The organism is Acetobacter pasteurianus, assembly GCF_009914215.2.
Taxonomy (GTDB): domain Bacteria; phylum Pseudomonadota; class Alphaproteobacteria; order Acetobacterales; family Acetobacteraceae; genus Acetobacter; species Acetobacter pasteurianus.
Genome location: NZ_CP039846.2, coordinates 2,642,603 through 2,658,024, shown reverse-complemented (window position 1 = coordinate 2,658,024; position 15,422 = coordinate 2,642,603). Strand labels below are relative to the sequence as shown.

Sequence of the window (15,422 nt, the reverse complement as noted above, 5' to 3'; positions counted from 1 at the left end):
TTGGCCACACCAGCAGGTCAAACTCCTCCCCCCTTTACTTACCGTCAGCGAACTGTTCCTGTCCGACGATTCCGAGTTTTGTGACGCCGAGGCGCTGTGCGTCGGCCATGACGTGGATGACGGTCTTGTAGTCGGCCAGACGGTTGGGCTGGAGGTGGAACTCCGGGCGGGAGGCCTCTGGCCCGCTGGCGATCTCACGCAGATGCGCCTGCAGATCGGCCTCGCCATTGATGGGCTGGCCATTCCAGGTCAGCGAGTTGTCAAAATCCACAACCAGCGTCACCACAGGTGTTTCTTCCGTGCTGGGCGGCGGGTTGCCCTGCGGCAGATCAATCGAGACCGCCTGCGTCTGCAACGGGATGGTGATGATCAGCATGATCAGCAACACCAGCATCACGTCAATCAGCGGCGTGGTGTTGATGTCGACAATGCCTTCATCTTCCGTTGTGCTCTCCGAGCCAACATTCATGCCCATGGCCTGTGCTCTCCCCCACAGGATGGGGTGGCGTGCTGCGCCACCCGCCCCTGCCTATTTCGGCTTTTCCGTAATGAAATCGATATGGCTGATGCCCGCTTCCTGACACGTCGCCACCAGACGGCCCACACTCTCATAGCGTGTGGTCACATCCCCGCGGATCTGGATCTGCGGCTGCGGCTTTTGCACCGCCGCCTTCTCCAGCCGGGCCAGAAGGTCGGCCCGGTCCTTGATCGGCGTTTCATCCCAGAAGGTCTGACCATCCGCCGTGACTGCCAGAACCACATTGCTCAGCTTGGTCTGGGTGGGCTGGTTCATGTCCTTGGGCAGCTGCACCTTCACGGTATGTGTCGCCACCGGAATGGTGATCAGAAAGATGATCAGCAGCACCAGCATCACATCCACAAGCGGTGTGGTGTTGATGGCGGAGACGACGTCGTCTTCCCCGCCGCTATCGCCAACCTGCATGCCCATAAGCGTTCTCCTTGCCTTGACCTGACCCGTTGATTATCCGACGCGGTTGGACACCGTGGCCGTGGTGGGGGAGTTGTCCGGGCGCACCACAATCTGGTCTACCGCAGCGCCATGACGCACACCCCCGATGAGGATGGACTGCAGGTCAGAGGCAAAGTCGCGCACCAGATCCATGGCGGTCTTGTTGCGGCGCACCAGCAGGTTGTAGCCCAGAACGGCCGGCACAGCGGTGGCCAGACCAATGGCCGTCATGATCAGGGATTCACCCACCGGACCTGCCACCTTGTCGATGGAGGCCTGACCGGCAATGCCGATGGCTGTCAGCGCATGGTAGATCCCCCACACCGTGCCGAACAGACCGATGAACGGAGAGGTGGAGCCCACGGTGCCCAGAAACGCCAGACCCTTTTGCAGGCTGTTCTGGATGTTGTTCACCGCGCGCTGGATGGACATGCCCGTCCAGCTATGCAGGTCGATGCTTTCCTGCATCGTGCCTTCATGGTGCTCGGCAGCCACAATACCGGTATCGGCGATGTAGCGGAACGGGGATGTGGAGGTCAGAGCGGAAGCCCCTTCCTGAATGCTGTGCTTGGTCCAGAAGCTTTTGGTGGCTTCCTTGGCGGCCGCAAACAGGCGGGCCTGCTCAATGAACTTGGTGATCATGATATACCATGTGCCCAGAGACATGGTGAGCATGATCAGCAGCACGCCGCGGGCAATGATATCCCCATTGGACCACAGGGCCCCCAGACCGTAGGGGTTGGCTTCTTCCTTGGTGTCTGCCGCAGGTGGGGCCTGTTCGGCCGGAGCGCTGGCGGCGGGTGCTGGAGCCGCAGGGGCTGCATCCGGTGTGGCGGCAGGTGCCGGTGCGGAAGATGGCGCCGCATCAGGAGCCGGTGCCGTGGCCGCAGGCGCTGCGGGGGCCGCATCCTGGGCAAAGGCTGCCACTGGGGCTGCAGTGCTCATCAGCAGCGCCAGAGCCGGAGCCGCAAGACCTGACACAAAAGAACGGGGCAGTCTGGTCATCTTCCTCATAATCCTCATCATCAGGGCCCGATCCGGCGGGGTGTGGCCGTTATGGGCCGGGCAATCCGTTAGTATGTTCGTAAGCTGATCTCAGTCATCCAGCCTAAAGCGAATGACGTAGACCTTGTGCAGTTCCTTCACCGGTGCGCCATTGCGTGTGGCCGGGCGATAGCGGGCCTTGTGCACGTAATCCAACGCCGCCTGCGCAAAGGCCTGACCACCGGAGACCGACTGCACCTGGCAGTTGCTGGTCATGCCCGTAGGCTCCACATCGCAGGCTACTGTCACGCGGCCTTCAATGTTGTCTTCCTCCATTTCTGGCGGATAGACCGGCTGCACGTGGTTGAGCGGCGCGGTGCCGGCCGTGGTGTCCGGCGCATCGGATGGGGGTGCGCTGGCTGCGGGCTCGGTGTTGGCTGGTGGGGCCTTCGCCGTTTTGGTTTGTGGGGGCGCCGGGTGTTTGGGCGGCGCCTTGGCCACGTGCTTGATGGGCGGCTTGGGTGGCGGTGGCACCTTGATTTTGGGTGGCGGAATAAATGGCGGCGGCGGCTCGGCCATCACCGGTGGTGGTGGCGGCGGTGGAGGTGGCGGCGGTGGCGGCTGAGGTGGTGGCAGCATCTCAGCCTTGATCGGCGGATGCTCGACAGGCACGCTCGCCTTCGTGCCCATCCCATACATCAGCCCCCACACACCAGCTCCATGCAAAAGAAGAACCGCTATAAGCGCTCCAGCTCCAACCGCACCGCCAGCGCGAAGAACATAACGCTCCTTCCCCTCTGTCTGTTGAGAGTTATCCTGCATTACGCCAGTTTCCCTCCGTTGCTTTTTTGAGAAACTTTTGAAAAAGCAACTCTAGAAAAATATTATTCCTGATAAATAGTTACTTTCTGAAGGTAAGATAAATTTTCGTTTCTTACCAAAAACAAAAAAAGCACTTCCTCGTTGCCAAATAGTGATCGGGAAAGGCGTAGCTGTCAGAATCATAGCAGCGCATGTCAGCTCTCACTTAAAATAACGAAACGATACGATTTATATTTAAATATGACATAAAAAAATGAGTCAATTATAAAATCACTATTAAAATAGTTATTTTTAGAGTGTTGCGATATTCACGATAAAAGATGCGCTCTTCTCTGGAGGTGTTATTTTGTAAAAAGAATACCAAGACGCATGACGAAATACGTGCTCAGCAAACGAAATTTCTAGGGAGTTTGGGAGTAATGCTGAGTTATTGCTTATGTGGGTTAAAATAAGGTGTTTGTAATCGTTCTCTGCTTCTGAAATTTAAAAACTCAATTATGCTTTAAGATATTGAAAGAATAGTTTGAATATGGATGAGAGAGATAAAAATATCTCTCCAACCTTACCGTGAATGTGCTCACTTTTATCGATCTATATGGCCGAGATCTTTTTCTGGATCGATAATGTTCCTGACTCTCTGCTTGAGTTCTTTGGGGTTGGGGAAGCCCCCGTCTTTCTTGCGTTCCCATATCACTTCATGATCTACGCGAATTTCAAATTTTCCACCTGTGTCCGGGCAGAGAGCAACCTCACCAAGCTGATTTCCAAAAGTGGAAAGAAGTTCCTGCGCCATCCATGCTGCACGTAAAAGCCAGTTGCACTGTGTGCAGTAGTAAATAGAAACGCGAGGCAAGGGCATGAGCATATTCCATTTTTTTGCGCGGATAATTTTTAAAGACGAATGAGCGCATTATAGAGTTGCTACAGCAAGGTCTATTTTTAAAGCGATATAGACGTTTTTATGTAATAACTTTGTTAGAGTTTATTGGAGTACATACGGTGCAAATGCGCTTTTAAAAATGAACGGAATGTCAATTTGTGTTCTGTAAGATTCAGTGCGTTTTGTGGCTGTTTTGATCAAGATCATTGAGGTATTTTTAGCTCTCTTTTACTCTGTATAGCTTTGGAAAATCATGGTCTATGCAGGTTTTTTGGAGAGAGTTTGTGTGTGGAAAATAATAACTTGACCATTATGTCATAATTTAATCATATTGCCTCGTCTGCATTCTGCGCTTTGATGTGTTGTGATCCGTTTTTTTAGCAAGGTTTATTGTGAAAGCTCCTGCCAAAATTGCAATTATCGCTCTTTCTCTCTTTGCGGTCGCGGGCGGAGCGTTCGCATGGCATGAGCATCAAGTGGCTCAAAGTGTTCCTGATGGTATCATTTACGGCAATGGGCGGTTGGAATTTACCCGTGTGGATGTGGCTGTTAAATATCCGGGGCGCATTACGCAGTTGCTGGCGCAGGAAGGTGATAACGTAACCTCCGGCCAAATTCTTGCGCAGGAAGATAAAGCGGCTGTTCAGGCACAATACGATCAGGCAAGTGCGCAACAAAATCGCGCAGCAAGCGCAGCTGGTCGGGCCTCGGCTGAACTTGTGGCGCGGCAGTCGGCCTTGCAACTTGCGCGTGATGAGCTGCGCCATGCCCAGAAGATGCGGCAGCAAAACCTCGTTTCCGATATGGAGGTTACGCAACGGCGCACGCAGGTTGAAACAGCACTGGCCGCAGTAAACGCAGCTTCTCAGGCGGTGCAGGAGGCCTTACACGCCAAGGAAGGTGCCGCAGCGCAGGTCAATCAGGTTCAAACCGTGCTGGATGATATGACTATCCGCGCCCCTGTTTCTGGCCGGATTGAATACCGTGTTATTGAAACCGGCAGTGTTCTGCCGCCGGGTGGGCGGGTGTACTCCATGCTGGATCCGGTGGACCCTTACATGACGCTGTTTTTCCCAACAGCATCCATCAGCAACCTAAAAATAGGTGATGAAGCGCGCATCCGATTTGATGGAATGGATACGCCGGTTGCTGCCGCTGTTTCCTTTATTGATAGTCAGGCCCAGTTTACCCCCAAATATGTGGAAACAGCCACCGAGCGAGAGCAGCTTGTATACCGCGTTAAACTGCGCGTAACCGCAAATGAGCAAAAACGACTGGGCACACTGCTAAAAGCCGGAATGACAGGTGAAGGTTATATCAAGCAACGGCCAGATGCGGCATGGCCCAAAGCAGCACTGTCTGGCGATGCCAGATAATGGGGGTATCGGCTTCTGAAATTCGTGTTGAAGGCGTAAGCCATGCTTATGGTGGGCGTGATGTTCTGCACGATATTTCTCTCACCCTTCCTGCTGGGCAAACCATTGCGTTTATCGGCCCGGATGGTGTTGGTAAATCAACACTTCTGGGGCTGATTGCCGGAGTTCGGCATCTTCAGCGCGGGGCCATTCACACACTTGGGGTGGATATCAGCAACAGAGCCGAGCGGGAGGCTTTTCTTTCCCGCTTGGCCTTTATGCCGCAAGGGTTGGGCAAGAACCTCTACCCCACCCTTTCCGTGCGTGAAAATATCGACTTTTTTGGCCGACTGTTTGCGCTGGATGCCACAACCCGCGCCAACCGTATTACGCATCTGCTGGATGCCACAGGTCTTGCGCCTTTCCCTGATAGGCCTGCAGGCCACCTTTCTGGTGGGATGAAGCAAAAGGTCAGCTTGTGCTGCTCCTTGGTGCATGAGCCAGACCTGCTCATTCTGGATGAGCCTACAACGGGGGTGGACCCACTCTCTCGGCGTCAGTTCTGGGCGTTGGTGGAGCAAATGCGGGCTGAACGCCCCTCCATGACCGTTATTGTTTCAACCGCTTATATGGATGAAGCCGAGCGTTTTTCGTGGTTGGTGGCCATGAATGACGGGCGTATTCTGGCCTCTGGCCCCACAGATGAGGTGAAGAAGCAGACTCATACCACAACGGTGGAAGCGGCTTACATCTCACTGCTGCCTGCGGCGGATCAGAAGGAAATTTCTGATTTTGCAATTCCACCTTATCAGGATGATGGCAGCCCCCCGGTTATTGATGCTGAAAACCTGACGCGCAAATTTGGATATTTCACGGCAGTTGACCATGTAAGCTTCCGTATCCGCCGTGGTGAGATCTTCGGGTTTCTGGGTTCTAACGGCTGCGGTAAATCCACCACCATGAAAATGCTGACAGGGCTGTTGGATATTACCAGCGGCACAGCAACCCTGTTTGGCCGCCCGATAACACCGGGAGACATGAAAACGCGTATGCGTATTGGCTACATGTCTCAGGGTTTTTCTTTGTATGAAGAACTGACGGTACGCCAGAACCTGATGTTGCAGGCCGAGCTTTTTCAGCTTTCATCAACCGAGGCCAAACAGCGTGTTGAAAACATGCTGCAAAGCTTTCAGTTGGCGGATGAGGCCGATAGCCGCCCAACGGGCCTGCCCTTGGGGTTTAGGCAACGGCTGCAACTTGCGGCAGCTTGCATTAACAACCCGGATATTCTTATTCTGGATGAGCCAACTTCTGGCGTAGACCCGGCTGCGCGAGACATGTTCTGGAAACATCTTGTCGCGCTCTCACGCCAGAAGCATGTGACCATTTTTGTTTCTACGCATTTTATGAATGAAGCCGCCCGATGTGACCGCATCTCCCTGATGGATAAGGGGAAGGTGTTGGCCATGGGCACCCCTGCCGAAATTACGCAGGAGGAAGGCGCTGCCACTCTGGAAGATGCGTTTATTTCGTGCCTGGAAAAGGCCGGGAATTCCATAGCCGTTGCCAAGCCCCAGCAGGCTGCCTCAGTAGCAACGGGCGCAATGCGGACAATCCCGCCCTACATCCGCTGGTTTTCGCGCTGCTGGGCCTTTGCCCGGCGTGAAGCTGTGGAACTGATGCGTGACCGCCTGCGCCTGATGTTCGCTATTCTTGGCCCGACCATTCTGCTGCTTATTTCGGCTTATAGTATCTCGTTCGATATCAACACCATTCGCTACACTGTGGTGGATTACGATCATACCCATGCCAGCCGAGAGCTTGTGGAGCAGTTTCGGGGCTCTCGCTATTTTCAGGAAACCGCATTCTCGCCAGATCGCGAAACGCTGGAAACACGCATACGCCATGGGCAGGTTGCAATGGGGCTGGATATTCCGCCCGGTTTTGGGCGAGATGTTGCCGCAGGGCGTAACCCGGCCATTGGTGTGGTTATTGATGGCTCCATGCCCTTTTTAAGCGCCAATGTGCGCTCTTACACAGACGCCGTGCTGTTAACCTATATTGCAAACATGCAGAAAACGCTGCCGGCATCCGTAACATCCAGCCTGATACCCGTAAGCATTGTGCCGCGCTTTGTGTATAATCAGGAATTCCGCAGCATTTTTGCCATGACCCCCGGCACCATCATGCTGGCGCTTATTCTTGTTCCCACCATGCTCACAGCACTTGGTGTTGTGCGGGAAAAAGAAATTGGTTCCATTATGAATCTATATGCCTCCCCCGCCAGTTCGGGGCAGTATCTGGTGGGCAAGCAACTGCCTTATGTGGCGTTGGCCGGTATGGCGTATCTGGTGCTGGTGGCGCTTTCTGTTACCGTTCTGGGGGTGCCGCTTAAGGGCTCCTTTATTGGGCTGAGCATTGGGGCCACGCTGTATATTCTGGCAAGCACCGGGTTGGGGTTACTGATTTCAACTTTTGTCAGTTCTCAGGTGGCGGCTATTTTTGGCACGGCCATTATTTGCCTGATTATGTCTGCCAATTTTTCGGGTTTGCTGTACCCGGTTTCAACGCTTACCGGCTTTACTTACTATTTGGGCAAAGCTTTTCCGGCTTCGTGGTTTCAGCTTATTAGCCTTGGCAGTTTTACCAAGGGATTGGGTATCAAGTCCTTTCTTTCCATGTATCTGGCATTGGGTGGTTTTGCCGCGCTTTACATGGTGGGGGCCCGTCTTTTCTTGAAAAAGCAGGATACGTGATGCTGCGCTGGCTCATAAATGTCGGCCTGCTATGCCGCAAGGAATTCCACAGCCTGATGCGCGATTTTGTGCTGATGGGCCTGATTGTTTTTGCATTTTCTGCAGCCATTGTTCTTGTGGCACATGGGGTGCGTGTGGATGTTGCAAACGCAACAGTTGCGTTTATTGATGAAGACCACTCAGCCCTTTCGCGCCAGTTACGTTCTGTTGTGCTGCCGCCTTATTTCAAGCCCCCTACCCTGACCAACCGTATTGACGGTAAAACGGGTATGGATAACGGAAGCTACAATTTCGTTATTGATATTCCACCGCGTTTTGAAGCCGATGTACTGGCAGGCCGCACGCCACAGATACAGGAACTGATTGATGCCACGGCCATGACGCAGGCCGGGCTTGGCAGTGTTTATCTGCAACAGATTTTTCTGGGTGAAGTAGAAGCGCAGCTTCACTCCCCCGATATCAACAAGCTGATGCCGTTTCACCCAGAAAGCCGCATTCGGTTTAACCCGAATAGTGAATCTGCATGGTTTACGTCTGTTATGCAGGTTGTCACCAACGCAACAATTCTTTCCATTGTGCTGGTTGGGGCTGCCGTTATTCGTGAGCGTGAGCACGGTACCATTGAACACCTGCTTGTTCTGCCAGTTTCCGCCAGCCAGATTGCTATTGGGAAAATTCTGGCAAATGGTGCTGTTATCTTTGTAGCCAGCATGCTTTCCCTTTGGGTTATTGTGCATATCGGGCTGGCGGTGCCTATTTCTGGTTCGCCTTTATTATTTGCTGCCTGCCTTATTTTATACCTGTTTTCGGTAACATCTCTGGGGATGATGCTGGCCACCATTGCGCCCACCATGCCGCAGTTCGGGCTTTTGGTCGTGCCGGTTTATGCCGTGGCCTATCTGCTTTCTGGCGCGGCTACTCCAGTGGAAAGTATGCCAGAGGCTGTGCAATCCTTGGTGCGGTTTTTCCCCACCACACAATTCGTCAAAATCTCACAATCCATTCTATATCGCGGTGCGGGGCTGGAAAGCATCTGGCCTTCGCTGCTGGCTATTGTGTTCTCTTCCACTCTCTTTCTTGCCATGGCGCTGCTTCGCTTCCGTTCCATGCTTGCCCGCCAGGATTGAATGCTGATGTCCCTTTCTTCCTCTTCTACGCGCTTATTGTTCAGCACTCTTCTTTGCACTGGCTTGGTGGCGTGCTCTCCTTTCCATACCAAACTGCCGCCTTCCCAGGTGGCTGTTCCGGCGCAGTTCAGCGCTACACCGCAGGATGCACAACCTACGGACCTGACAAACTGGTGGACAGCATGGCAGGATCCGTTGCTTGATCAGCTTGTGCAAAATGCGCTGGCTGCCAACCCGGAAATACGCATGGCGCAAGAGCGCGTGCAGGAATCTCGCGCTTATACCCAAATGGCCAAATCCGCCCTGTATCCTACCATTGGTGCCACAGGCGGCATGATGGGTGGTGGTGTAGATTGGCGGCACCCGGTGCCGCCCCTTATGAAAATGGCAGACCCTGATATTCAGGATCCGGCAACAGATGGGCATCTGGCTGGCATAACCATGGCGTGGGAGCCAGATATCTGGGGCCGCAACCGTGCCCGTAAGCGGGCAGCGCAACATATGGCCTTGGCTGCGGCAGATGTGCTGCATGGCACACACATGGCCATTGCGGCAGATGTGGCTGCCAATTACCTTACGGCGCGTGGGCTGCAACAACGCATTGCGTTGCTTGATCAATCTGCCCGCACGCTGCAGGAGCTTTTGCGGTATGCCACAGCGAGGTTTGATGCAGGCCAGACAACACGAGCTGATCTGGAAACCATAACGGCCCAGATCAATCAGGTGCAGGCACAACGGCCATTACTGGTTGCTGCGTTTGATGCATGCCGGCATCGGCTGGCTATTCTATCCGGCCAGCCGCCGGAACAGGCGCCGGATCTATCAGCACCAGCTCAATATCGGGTGCCAGCGCCCCCTGCTACAGAACTGCCCTCTACAGTGCTGGATCGTAGGCCAGATGTGCTGCTGCAAAAGAACATTGTGCAAGCCAATCTGGAGCGGTTGATCAGCACAAAAACAGATTTGCTACCACGTTTTGGGTTAGAGTTTTTTGGTGGCGATGGGCGCTTGCGGTTTGATGGTATTCCGGGTGTATCCGGCTCTGGCGGTCTTATGGCTGTGAATGCCTACCTGCCTATTTTTACGGCTGGGCGCATACAGGCCAAGATACGCGCTGCGGACTCTCAGCTAAAGCAGGCTGTGGCATCGTATGATCAAACGGTTCTGACAGCTTTGGCAGAGGTGGAAGATGCCTATGAAAGCCGTTCTAGCGCAGACCAGAATGTTGCCAGCCTGAGCGGAGAAGTTTCATCCCTCTCTCTCGCCACAACTCAGGCGCAAGGACTTTATGAAGGCGGGCAGTTTACCATGCAGGATATTCTGACAACTCGGATAAAAAAGATTTCCGCGCAGGATGAATTGGTAAGTGCCCAAACCCGGCAGGCTTTGGCAACAGTGCGCCTTGCGCGGGCTTTGGGCGGTGGCTGGGATACGCAAACAACCAAGCAGTAAAAATCTAGCACCTATTTGCTGCGCTTTTAGGTCTGCACTTTGCTGGATTGGGCAATTAACTCCAACAGAGCTTCTGCTGCCGGGCTGCGATAACGCTCCTTATGCCGCAAGCCGTAGAAGAAGCGTGTTCCCAAAGCTTGGGGCACGGCATGCAACGTACCCGCCTGTACGGCGGGTGCAATCACTAAAGCAGAAAGGGCACCAATACCTGCCCCTGCCTCAATGGCCGTGCGCACACTCTCGTTGGAAGGCAGCACAAGCGTTACATTCAATTCTGCCGGGTCTATGCCGTGCTGCCGCAAAGCGTGTTCCAGTGTGGTACGGGTGCCAGAACCCGGTTCACGCATGACCCATTTGGCAGATCGTAGCCATGTGGCATCTATAGTGTCAGGCACATGCGCATCGGCTTGCACAATGCTCAGGCTATCTGTTGCAACGGGCCATTGCGCCAAGGCGGGATCATCCACCTGCCCTTCCACAATACCCAGATCAACTTCACCGTTTTTAACGCGGTGTGCTGCTTCTTCTGTGTTGCTGATGGCAATATCCATAACAATTTGCGGATATTGCTGGCAGAATTTCACCAAAAGTGCTGGCAGCCAATAGGCAGCAATAGTCTGGCTGGCAACAACGCGTAATGTGCCCTGCTTCAGCCCGCTAAAAGCTTCCAGCATGTTCTCGGCGGCTTCAGCCTGCGCCAGAACTGCGCGTGCCTCAGGTAAAAACAGGTGGCCTGCCTCTGTAAGGCAAATACCGCGCCCCACACGATGAAACAGCTTGACCGCATGCTGTTCTTCCAGCGTGGCAATGGCAGCGGATACGGCGGATTGCGTAACATGTAGAGCCTTGCTGGCCGCTGTAACGTGCTCGCGCTCAGCAACAGCAATAAAGAAGCGAAGTTGTTCCAGTGTCATGCCTGATTTCATACTTCAATCAATCATGATTTCCGATTGGAATAAACAGAATAATGAGTTGGAGTGATGAAATGGCTTGCCCTTATGTTTTGCAAAGAAAGGGACATTGCCATGCTCACCACATCTCAGGCGCAGCCATTATTCAAACAACGTATATTGGATGTTATCAGCCATAATTTTCCCGGTATTTTATTGTGCTTGGGTATTACGGGCATTGCCTATTTTTGCCAGCAGATTGAAGAATTTCTGTGCGGGAAAATCTGGCTGGAAATGCTCAATCTGGCGCTTATTGCAGGTGTTGTGGTGCGGGCTGTGCATAAGCCAGACCATCTGTGGCAGCCGGGTATCCGAACATGTTCGAAAACGCTTTTGAATATAGGGATTGTGCTGCTTGGGGCTTCTTTTAGCATTGATGCGGCTTTTTCTACTGGGCCGTGGCTTTTGGTCGGCGTTATGGGGCTGGTTGCGTTTAGCCTGATATTTACCAGTTGCATTGGCTGCATGATGGGCCTGCCTTTGCCCCAAACTCTGCTGGTGGCTTGCGGGAATTCCATTTGCGGGAATTCGGCCATTATGGCAGCGGCCCCTACCATTCATGCCAAAGATGAAGATATTGGTGCAACAATTGCCTTTACGGCAGCGGGTGGCCTGATACTGGTTGTAGGCTTACCGCTTGTGGCCCCCTTTCTGCCGCTGGATAGCCGCACTGGCGGGGCCCTTGCCGGGCTAACGGTTTATGCTGTGCCTCAGGTTGCGGCTGCGGCCTCGGCTTTTGGCGGAAACGCCGGACATATTGGCATGCTGGTTAAGCTGATGCGTGTGTTGATGTTGGGGCCAGTCTGTATTGTATTGTCCATACTTTATGCCCGCTTAAACCGAGGGAAAGTTCAGCACGCGCATCGTGCGCCGCAGATGGTGCCTTGGTATATTGTTGGCTTTATCATCATGATGATTGCGCGTTCCATGAACGTTATTCCGCATGAACTTATCGCGCCTTTAAGCTTTACAGCCAATTTTTTAACCATTCTGGCCATGGCTGCGTTGGGTTTGTGCATAGACATACGTTCGGTTTTTCGCGCAGGTCGTCCACTGCTTCTTACGGAAGGGTTTTCTCTGCTCGGGCTGATTTGTGCCAGTATGCTACTGCTTAAGGTCATGTTCTAGGCAAAGCCATCAGCATTGGGAGCCCATATTGCGTAATCTAGACTTTAGTTCATGGCACAGCTTTCTGTTCACCATGATTGGGCTCTCGCTCATTACCTTGATTGGTGTGGGCATCAGACTTTTGATGATGGTGCTGATCCAGCAGCGGCGGGAGCGTATGAACCGCCAGATTAATGAGCGTTTGCGCACATTGATTGCAGCTTACCGCACATTGGGGGGCTCTTTTACCGGAGATCTGGCAGTAGACCCAAGGCATAAGCGAGATTTCCGTGTTATGGCGGATACGGATGCCCCAACAACCACGTCCATATTGGAAGACGCCAATGCATCCGACCGGGCACGTCGTATTCGTGATGCTGTAGAGGCTGCGCTATCCGATATCATTCTTTTGGGTACGGAAGAACATGTACGTTTAGCAGAACATGCAGCGCGCGAACTGGTGGCAGGCCAGCGGGTGCATACGCATGATCTGGTTGTATCCTTGCGTAATTTTGTAAGGCAGGCGCTGGATCTTGCCCCTATTCCGTCTGATCTGAGTATTCCCATACAAGGCCCAACCCGTGTGCAGGCTTCTGGCGGTAAAGGGAAAGATGGCGGAGCAGAAAAAGCCGGTGGCGGCGGGGGTGGCAATGGTGGAGGTGGCGGTATGCAGGGTGGTGGTGATATGGCCATGACCGGCAGCCATACTGCGGATAATCAGGACTCAATCACCCCTTCCGGGCATTAAAATACTGCCACGCCAGATGACGTAATGCCTCAATTATAAAGGATGCAGAAGTTTCCCTCTGCATCCTTATCGTAAGTTAGTTTCCGGGTTTGAGTAAACGGGACGCACGGCTGAGTGCGATAATCGGGAAAAGCTGGCGGTAGAGATCATAGCGCAGCATGAAGGCGCGTGAGAGCTCGGCCCCCTGCATCAGACGCTTTGAAATGGCCGGGTCATCCAGCTTGATGGTCTGGCCCACACCGTAGCCGGGGAAGCCCGTACCGGTGAACTCTTCTTCATTCCAGCTTCCGTCTTCTTCCTGCAAGTCAATCAGGTAGCGGCAGCCTTTGGCTATGGCCTCATAATCCTGCGGACGGTTGGCTGCTATAAGCCCCATAAGGGCCCAAGCCGTTTGAGATGGCGTGGTGGCGCCATGGCCAATGGAAGAGACTTCCATGTAGGACGCACAGCTTTCACCCCAACCGCCATTTTCCTGCTGGCAGTTAATAAGCCAGTCACAAGCCTTGGAGATGTAAGGCTGTGTCATGTCCTCACCCAAGGCAGCCAGAGCGGGTAGAACAGCCCCGGTGCCATACAGGTAATTTACGCCCCAGCGGCCAAACCAAGGCCCTGTTGGGTCTTGCTCCTTACGAATGTAAGCCAGCCCACGCTGGATACAGGGCAGATCACGCGGCAAGCCCAACAGGCCAAAAGCTTCCAGAACGTGCGCCGTAACGTCCACCGATGGCGGATCAAGCGCTTCCCCAAAATCGCAGAACGGAATTTTGGCAAGAATGCTCTTGTTGTTGTCCTTATCAAAAGCGCCCCAGCCACCGCAGGAACTTTGCATGGCTACCAGCCACCGCACACCACGGCCGATGGCTTCTTCTACGCCTTTTGCTTGCCACTCTGGCCGGTTGCGGCAAGATGCAATGGCAATCAGCGCAACGGCGGTATCATCTGTATCTGGGTATCTGTCATTGGCGTATTCAAACGCCCAGCCACCGGGTTCTGTATTGGGGAGTTTAACAGACCAATCCCCTTTCACGCGCACTTGGCGGGAAAGCAGCCAGTCCAGTGCCTTATCCATTTCTGGCGTAAAGCGTTCTTCGGCATTAGCATCATGCAGCGCCATGAGGGACAGCATGGTGTCCCATACCGGGCTGTTTGTGGCCTGAATCCAGCTGGCATCACCTTTATCATGCCGCCAACCCGGATCGTTTAGCGCATCCAATGCCTTTGCCATAACGGGGTGGTGGAATTGATAGCCCTCACCGTGCAGAGCCATCAGCCCGTACACCCATGGCGGCTGAATGCCGCCCCAGCCACCATCTGCATCCTGATGCCAGATAATCCATTCCAGCACGTATTTAATGGCAGCTTCCCGCGAAGGCGCACGCTTGAGGAAAGAAGACTGCAGCCAATGCAGGCCTTTATCTGCCAGACGGAAGAAGTCAGCAATAACATCCCTGCCCTCTTTGGTGGGCAGTTCATAATCAAAGTTCGCACGGCCACCCGGGAAAAGGGCATCCAGCCGATCTTGCGGACGCAGCGGACGGGATGGACGGCGCGCAGACAAAATAGCCAGCGGCATCATGGTGGCGCGGGCCCATTGTGCAAAATTGTAAATGGAAAAAACAAAATTATCGGGGAACCAGATAATTTCTGGCGGAAGATTAGGTGTTTTCTCCCACGGCCATTCCCCAATCAGGGCCAGCCAGTAGCGGGTAAATACACGTACGTTCTTTAGGCCGCCTTTGCTGATAATCCATGCAGCAGCTTTGCTAACGGCCGGGTCATCTTCTGCGTAGCCCAAAGATCTGAGAGCGGCATAAGATTCCACAGTCGCGTTGATATCACCGCTGCCAGCACCATAATATGTGCCCCAGGAGCCATCGGGCCGCTGCATTTCAAGCAGAGCCTTGCCCAAGCGCGGGCGCAGGGGATGATCTTCCAGCCCCAGGAACCACAGAGCCAAACACCATTCAGCTTCCATGGAGGCATTGGACCCAACAGAACCGACCCAATGGCCATCGGGCTTCTGCTGCTTCATCAGCCATTCACAGGCGGAAGACAGTGTGTGTGTCAGGCTGTTCCCCATTGCTTTCAGGGCTGACAGATCTGCCGGAACCTGTGGAGCAGGTTTTTGACGCACAATATCCGAGGTTCCAGACTGAATAAGGGTGTTAACGTTTGTTCCCTGTGTGTCTGAACCGGAACGCAAAATCTTCTTTAATGAAAAACGGCTTGCCATATTCATTGTGTTATACCTGCGCGAAATATCATGAAAGA

Annotated in this window: 13 protein-coding genes; 6 read left to right on the top strand and 7 right to left on the bottom strand. The window is 53.7% G+C overall.

Features of this window, described 5'->3' with window-relative positions; all coding sequences use genetic code 11:
* Positions 1 to 34: 34 nt before the first annotated feature.
* The 5 genes from FCN51_RS25695 to FCN51_RS25675 form a co-directional block, all read right to left on the bottom strand.
* The gene (locus FCN51_RS25695) at positions 35 to 475 is read right to left on the bottom strand and encodes an ExbD/TolR family protein (protein ID WP_012812288.1); all 441 of its coding nucleotides are present in this window, start codon (positions 473 to 475) and stop codon (positions 35 to 37) included.
* A gap of 54 nt (positions 476 to 529) precedes the next feature.
* Entirely contained in the window at positions 530 to 949 is a 420-nt protein-coding gene (locus FCN51_RS25690; RefSeq protein WP_003627566.1) for an ExbD/TolR family protein, read from the bottom strand.
* Between the two features lie 33 nt (positions 950 to 982).
* A complete protein-coding gene (locus FCN51_RS25685; protein ID WP_014457254.1) occupies positions 983 to 1,996 on the bottom strand; it encodes a MotA/TolQ/ExbB proton channel family protein in 1,014 nt (337 codons plus the stop codon).
* Between the two features lie 69 nt (positions 1,997 to 2,065).
* Positions 2,066 to 2,776: an energy transducer TonB gene (locus FCN51_RS25680; RefSeq protein WP_012812946.1), complete on the bottom strand. Its 711-nt coding sequence runs from the start codon at positions 2,774 to 2,776 to the stop codon at positions 2,066 to 2,068.
* A 583-nt stretch (positions 2,777 to 3,359) separates the two neighbouring features.
* Positions 3,360 to 3,635, bottom strand: a complete 276-nt coding sequence (locus FCN51_RS25675) for a SelT/SelW/SelH family protein (RefSeq protein WP_456304873.1) — start codon at positions 3,633 to 3,635, stop codon at positions 3,360 to 3,362.
* Between the two features lie 413 nt (positions 3,636 to 4,048).
* Here FCN51_RS25675 and FCN51_RS25670 point away from each other — a divergent pair, with 413 nt between their 5' ends.
* The 4 genes from FCN51_RS25670 to FCN51_RS25655 are packed head-to-tail and all read left to right on the top strand — an operon-like array spanning position 4,049 to position 10,346.
* Positions 4,049 to 5,032 carry an HlyD family secretion protein gene (locus tag FCN51_RS25670; RefSeq protein ID WP_310256890.1) on the top strand — a complete coding sequence of 328 codons (984 nt, stop codon included), beginning with the start codon at positions 4,049 to 4,051 and terminating at the stop codon, positions 5,030 to 5,032.
* Entirely contained in the window at positions 5,032 to 7,767 is a 2,736-nt protein-coding gene (rbbA, locus tag FCN51_RS25665) for a ribosome-associated ATPase/putative transporter RbbA (protein ID WP_310258518.1), read from the top strand. Before FCN51_RS25670 ends, rbbA begins: the two co-directional genes overlap by 1 nt.
* Entirely contained in the window at positions 7,767 to 8,894 is a 1,128-nt protein-coding gene (locus tag FCN51_RS25660) for an ABC transporter permease (protein WP_124306054.1), read from the top strand. Before rbbA ends, FCN51_RS25660 begins: the two co-directional genes overlap by 1 nt.
* Positions 8,895 to 10,346, top strand: a complete 1,452-nt coding sequence (locus tag FCN51_RS25655) for a TolC family protein (protein WP_310256887.1) — start codon at positions 8,895 to 8,897, stop codon at positions 10,344 to 10,346. It abuts the gene before it with no gap.
* Positions 10,347 to 10,372: 26 nt separating this feature from the next.
* On the opposite strand, the gene FCN51_RS25650 is transcribed toward FCN51_RS25655, so the two are convergent.
* Positions 10,373 to 11,272, bottom strand: coding sequence for a LysR family transcriptional regulator (locus tag FCN51_RS25650; protein ID WP_310256884.1), 900 nt, complete (start codon positions 11,270 to 11,272; stop codon positions 10,373 to 10,375).
* 54 nt (positions 11,273 to 11,326) lie between these two features.
* Here FCN51_RS25650 and FCN51_RS25645 point away from each other — a divergent pair, with 54 nt between their 5' ends.
* Together FCN51_RS25645 and FCN51_RS25640 are read left to right on the top strand one after the other, a co-directional pair.
* Entirely contained in the window at positions 11,327 to 12,424 is a 1,098-nt protein-coding gene (locus FCN51_RS25645; protein WP_310256881.1) for a YeiH family protein, read from the top strand.
* Positions 12,425 to 12,452: 28 nt separating this feature from the next.
* Positions 12,453 to 13,151, top strand: coding sequence for a hypothetical protein (locus FCN51_RS25640; protein WP_185332840.1), 699 nt, complete (start codon positions 12,453 to 12,455; stop codon positions 13,149 to 13,151).
* Positions 13,152 to 13,227: 76 nt separating this feature from the next.
* Here FCN51_RS25640 and shc read toward each other — a convergent pair whose 3' ends face one another.
* Positions 13,228 to 15,390: a squalene--hopene cyclase gene (gene shc / locus FCN51_RS25635; protein WP_310256875.1), complete on the bottom strand. Its 2,163-nt coding sequence runs from the start codon at positions 15,388 to 15,390 to the stop codon at positions 13,228 to 13,230.
* Positions 15,391 to 15,422: the final 32 nt, after the last annotated feature.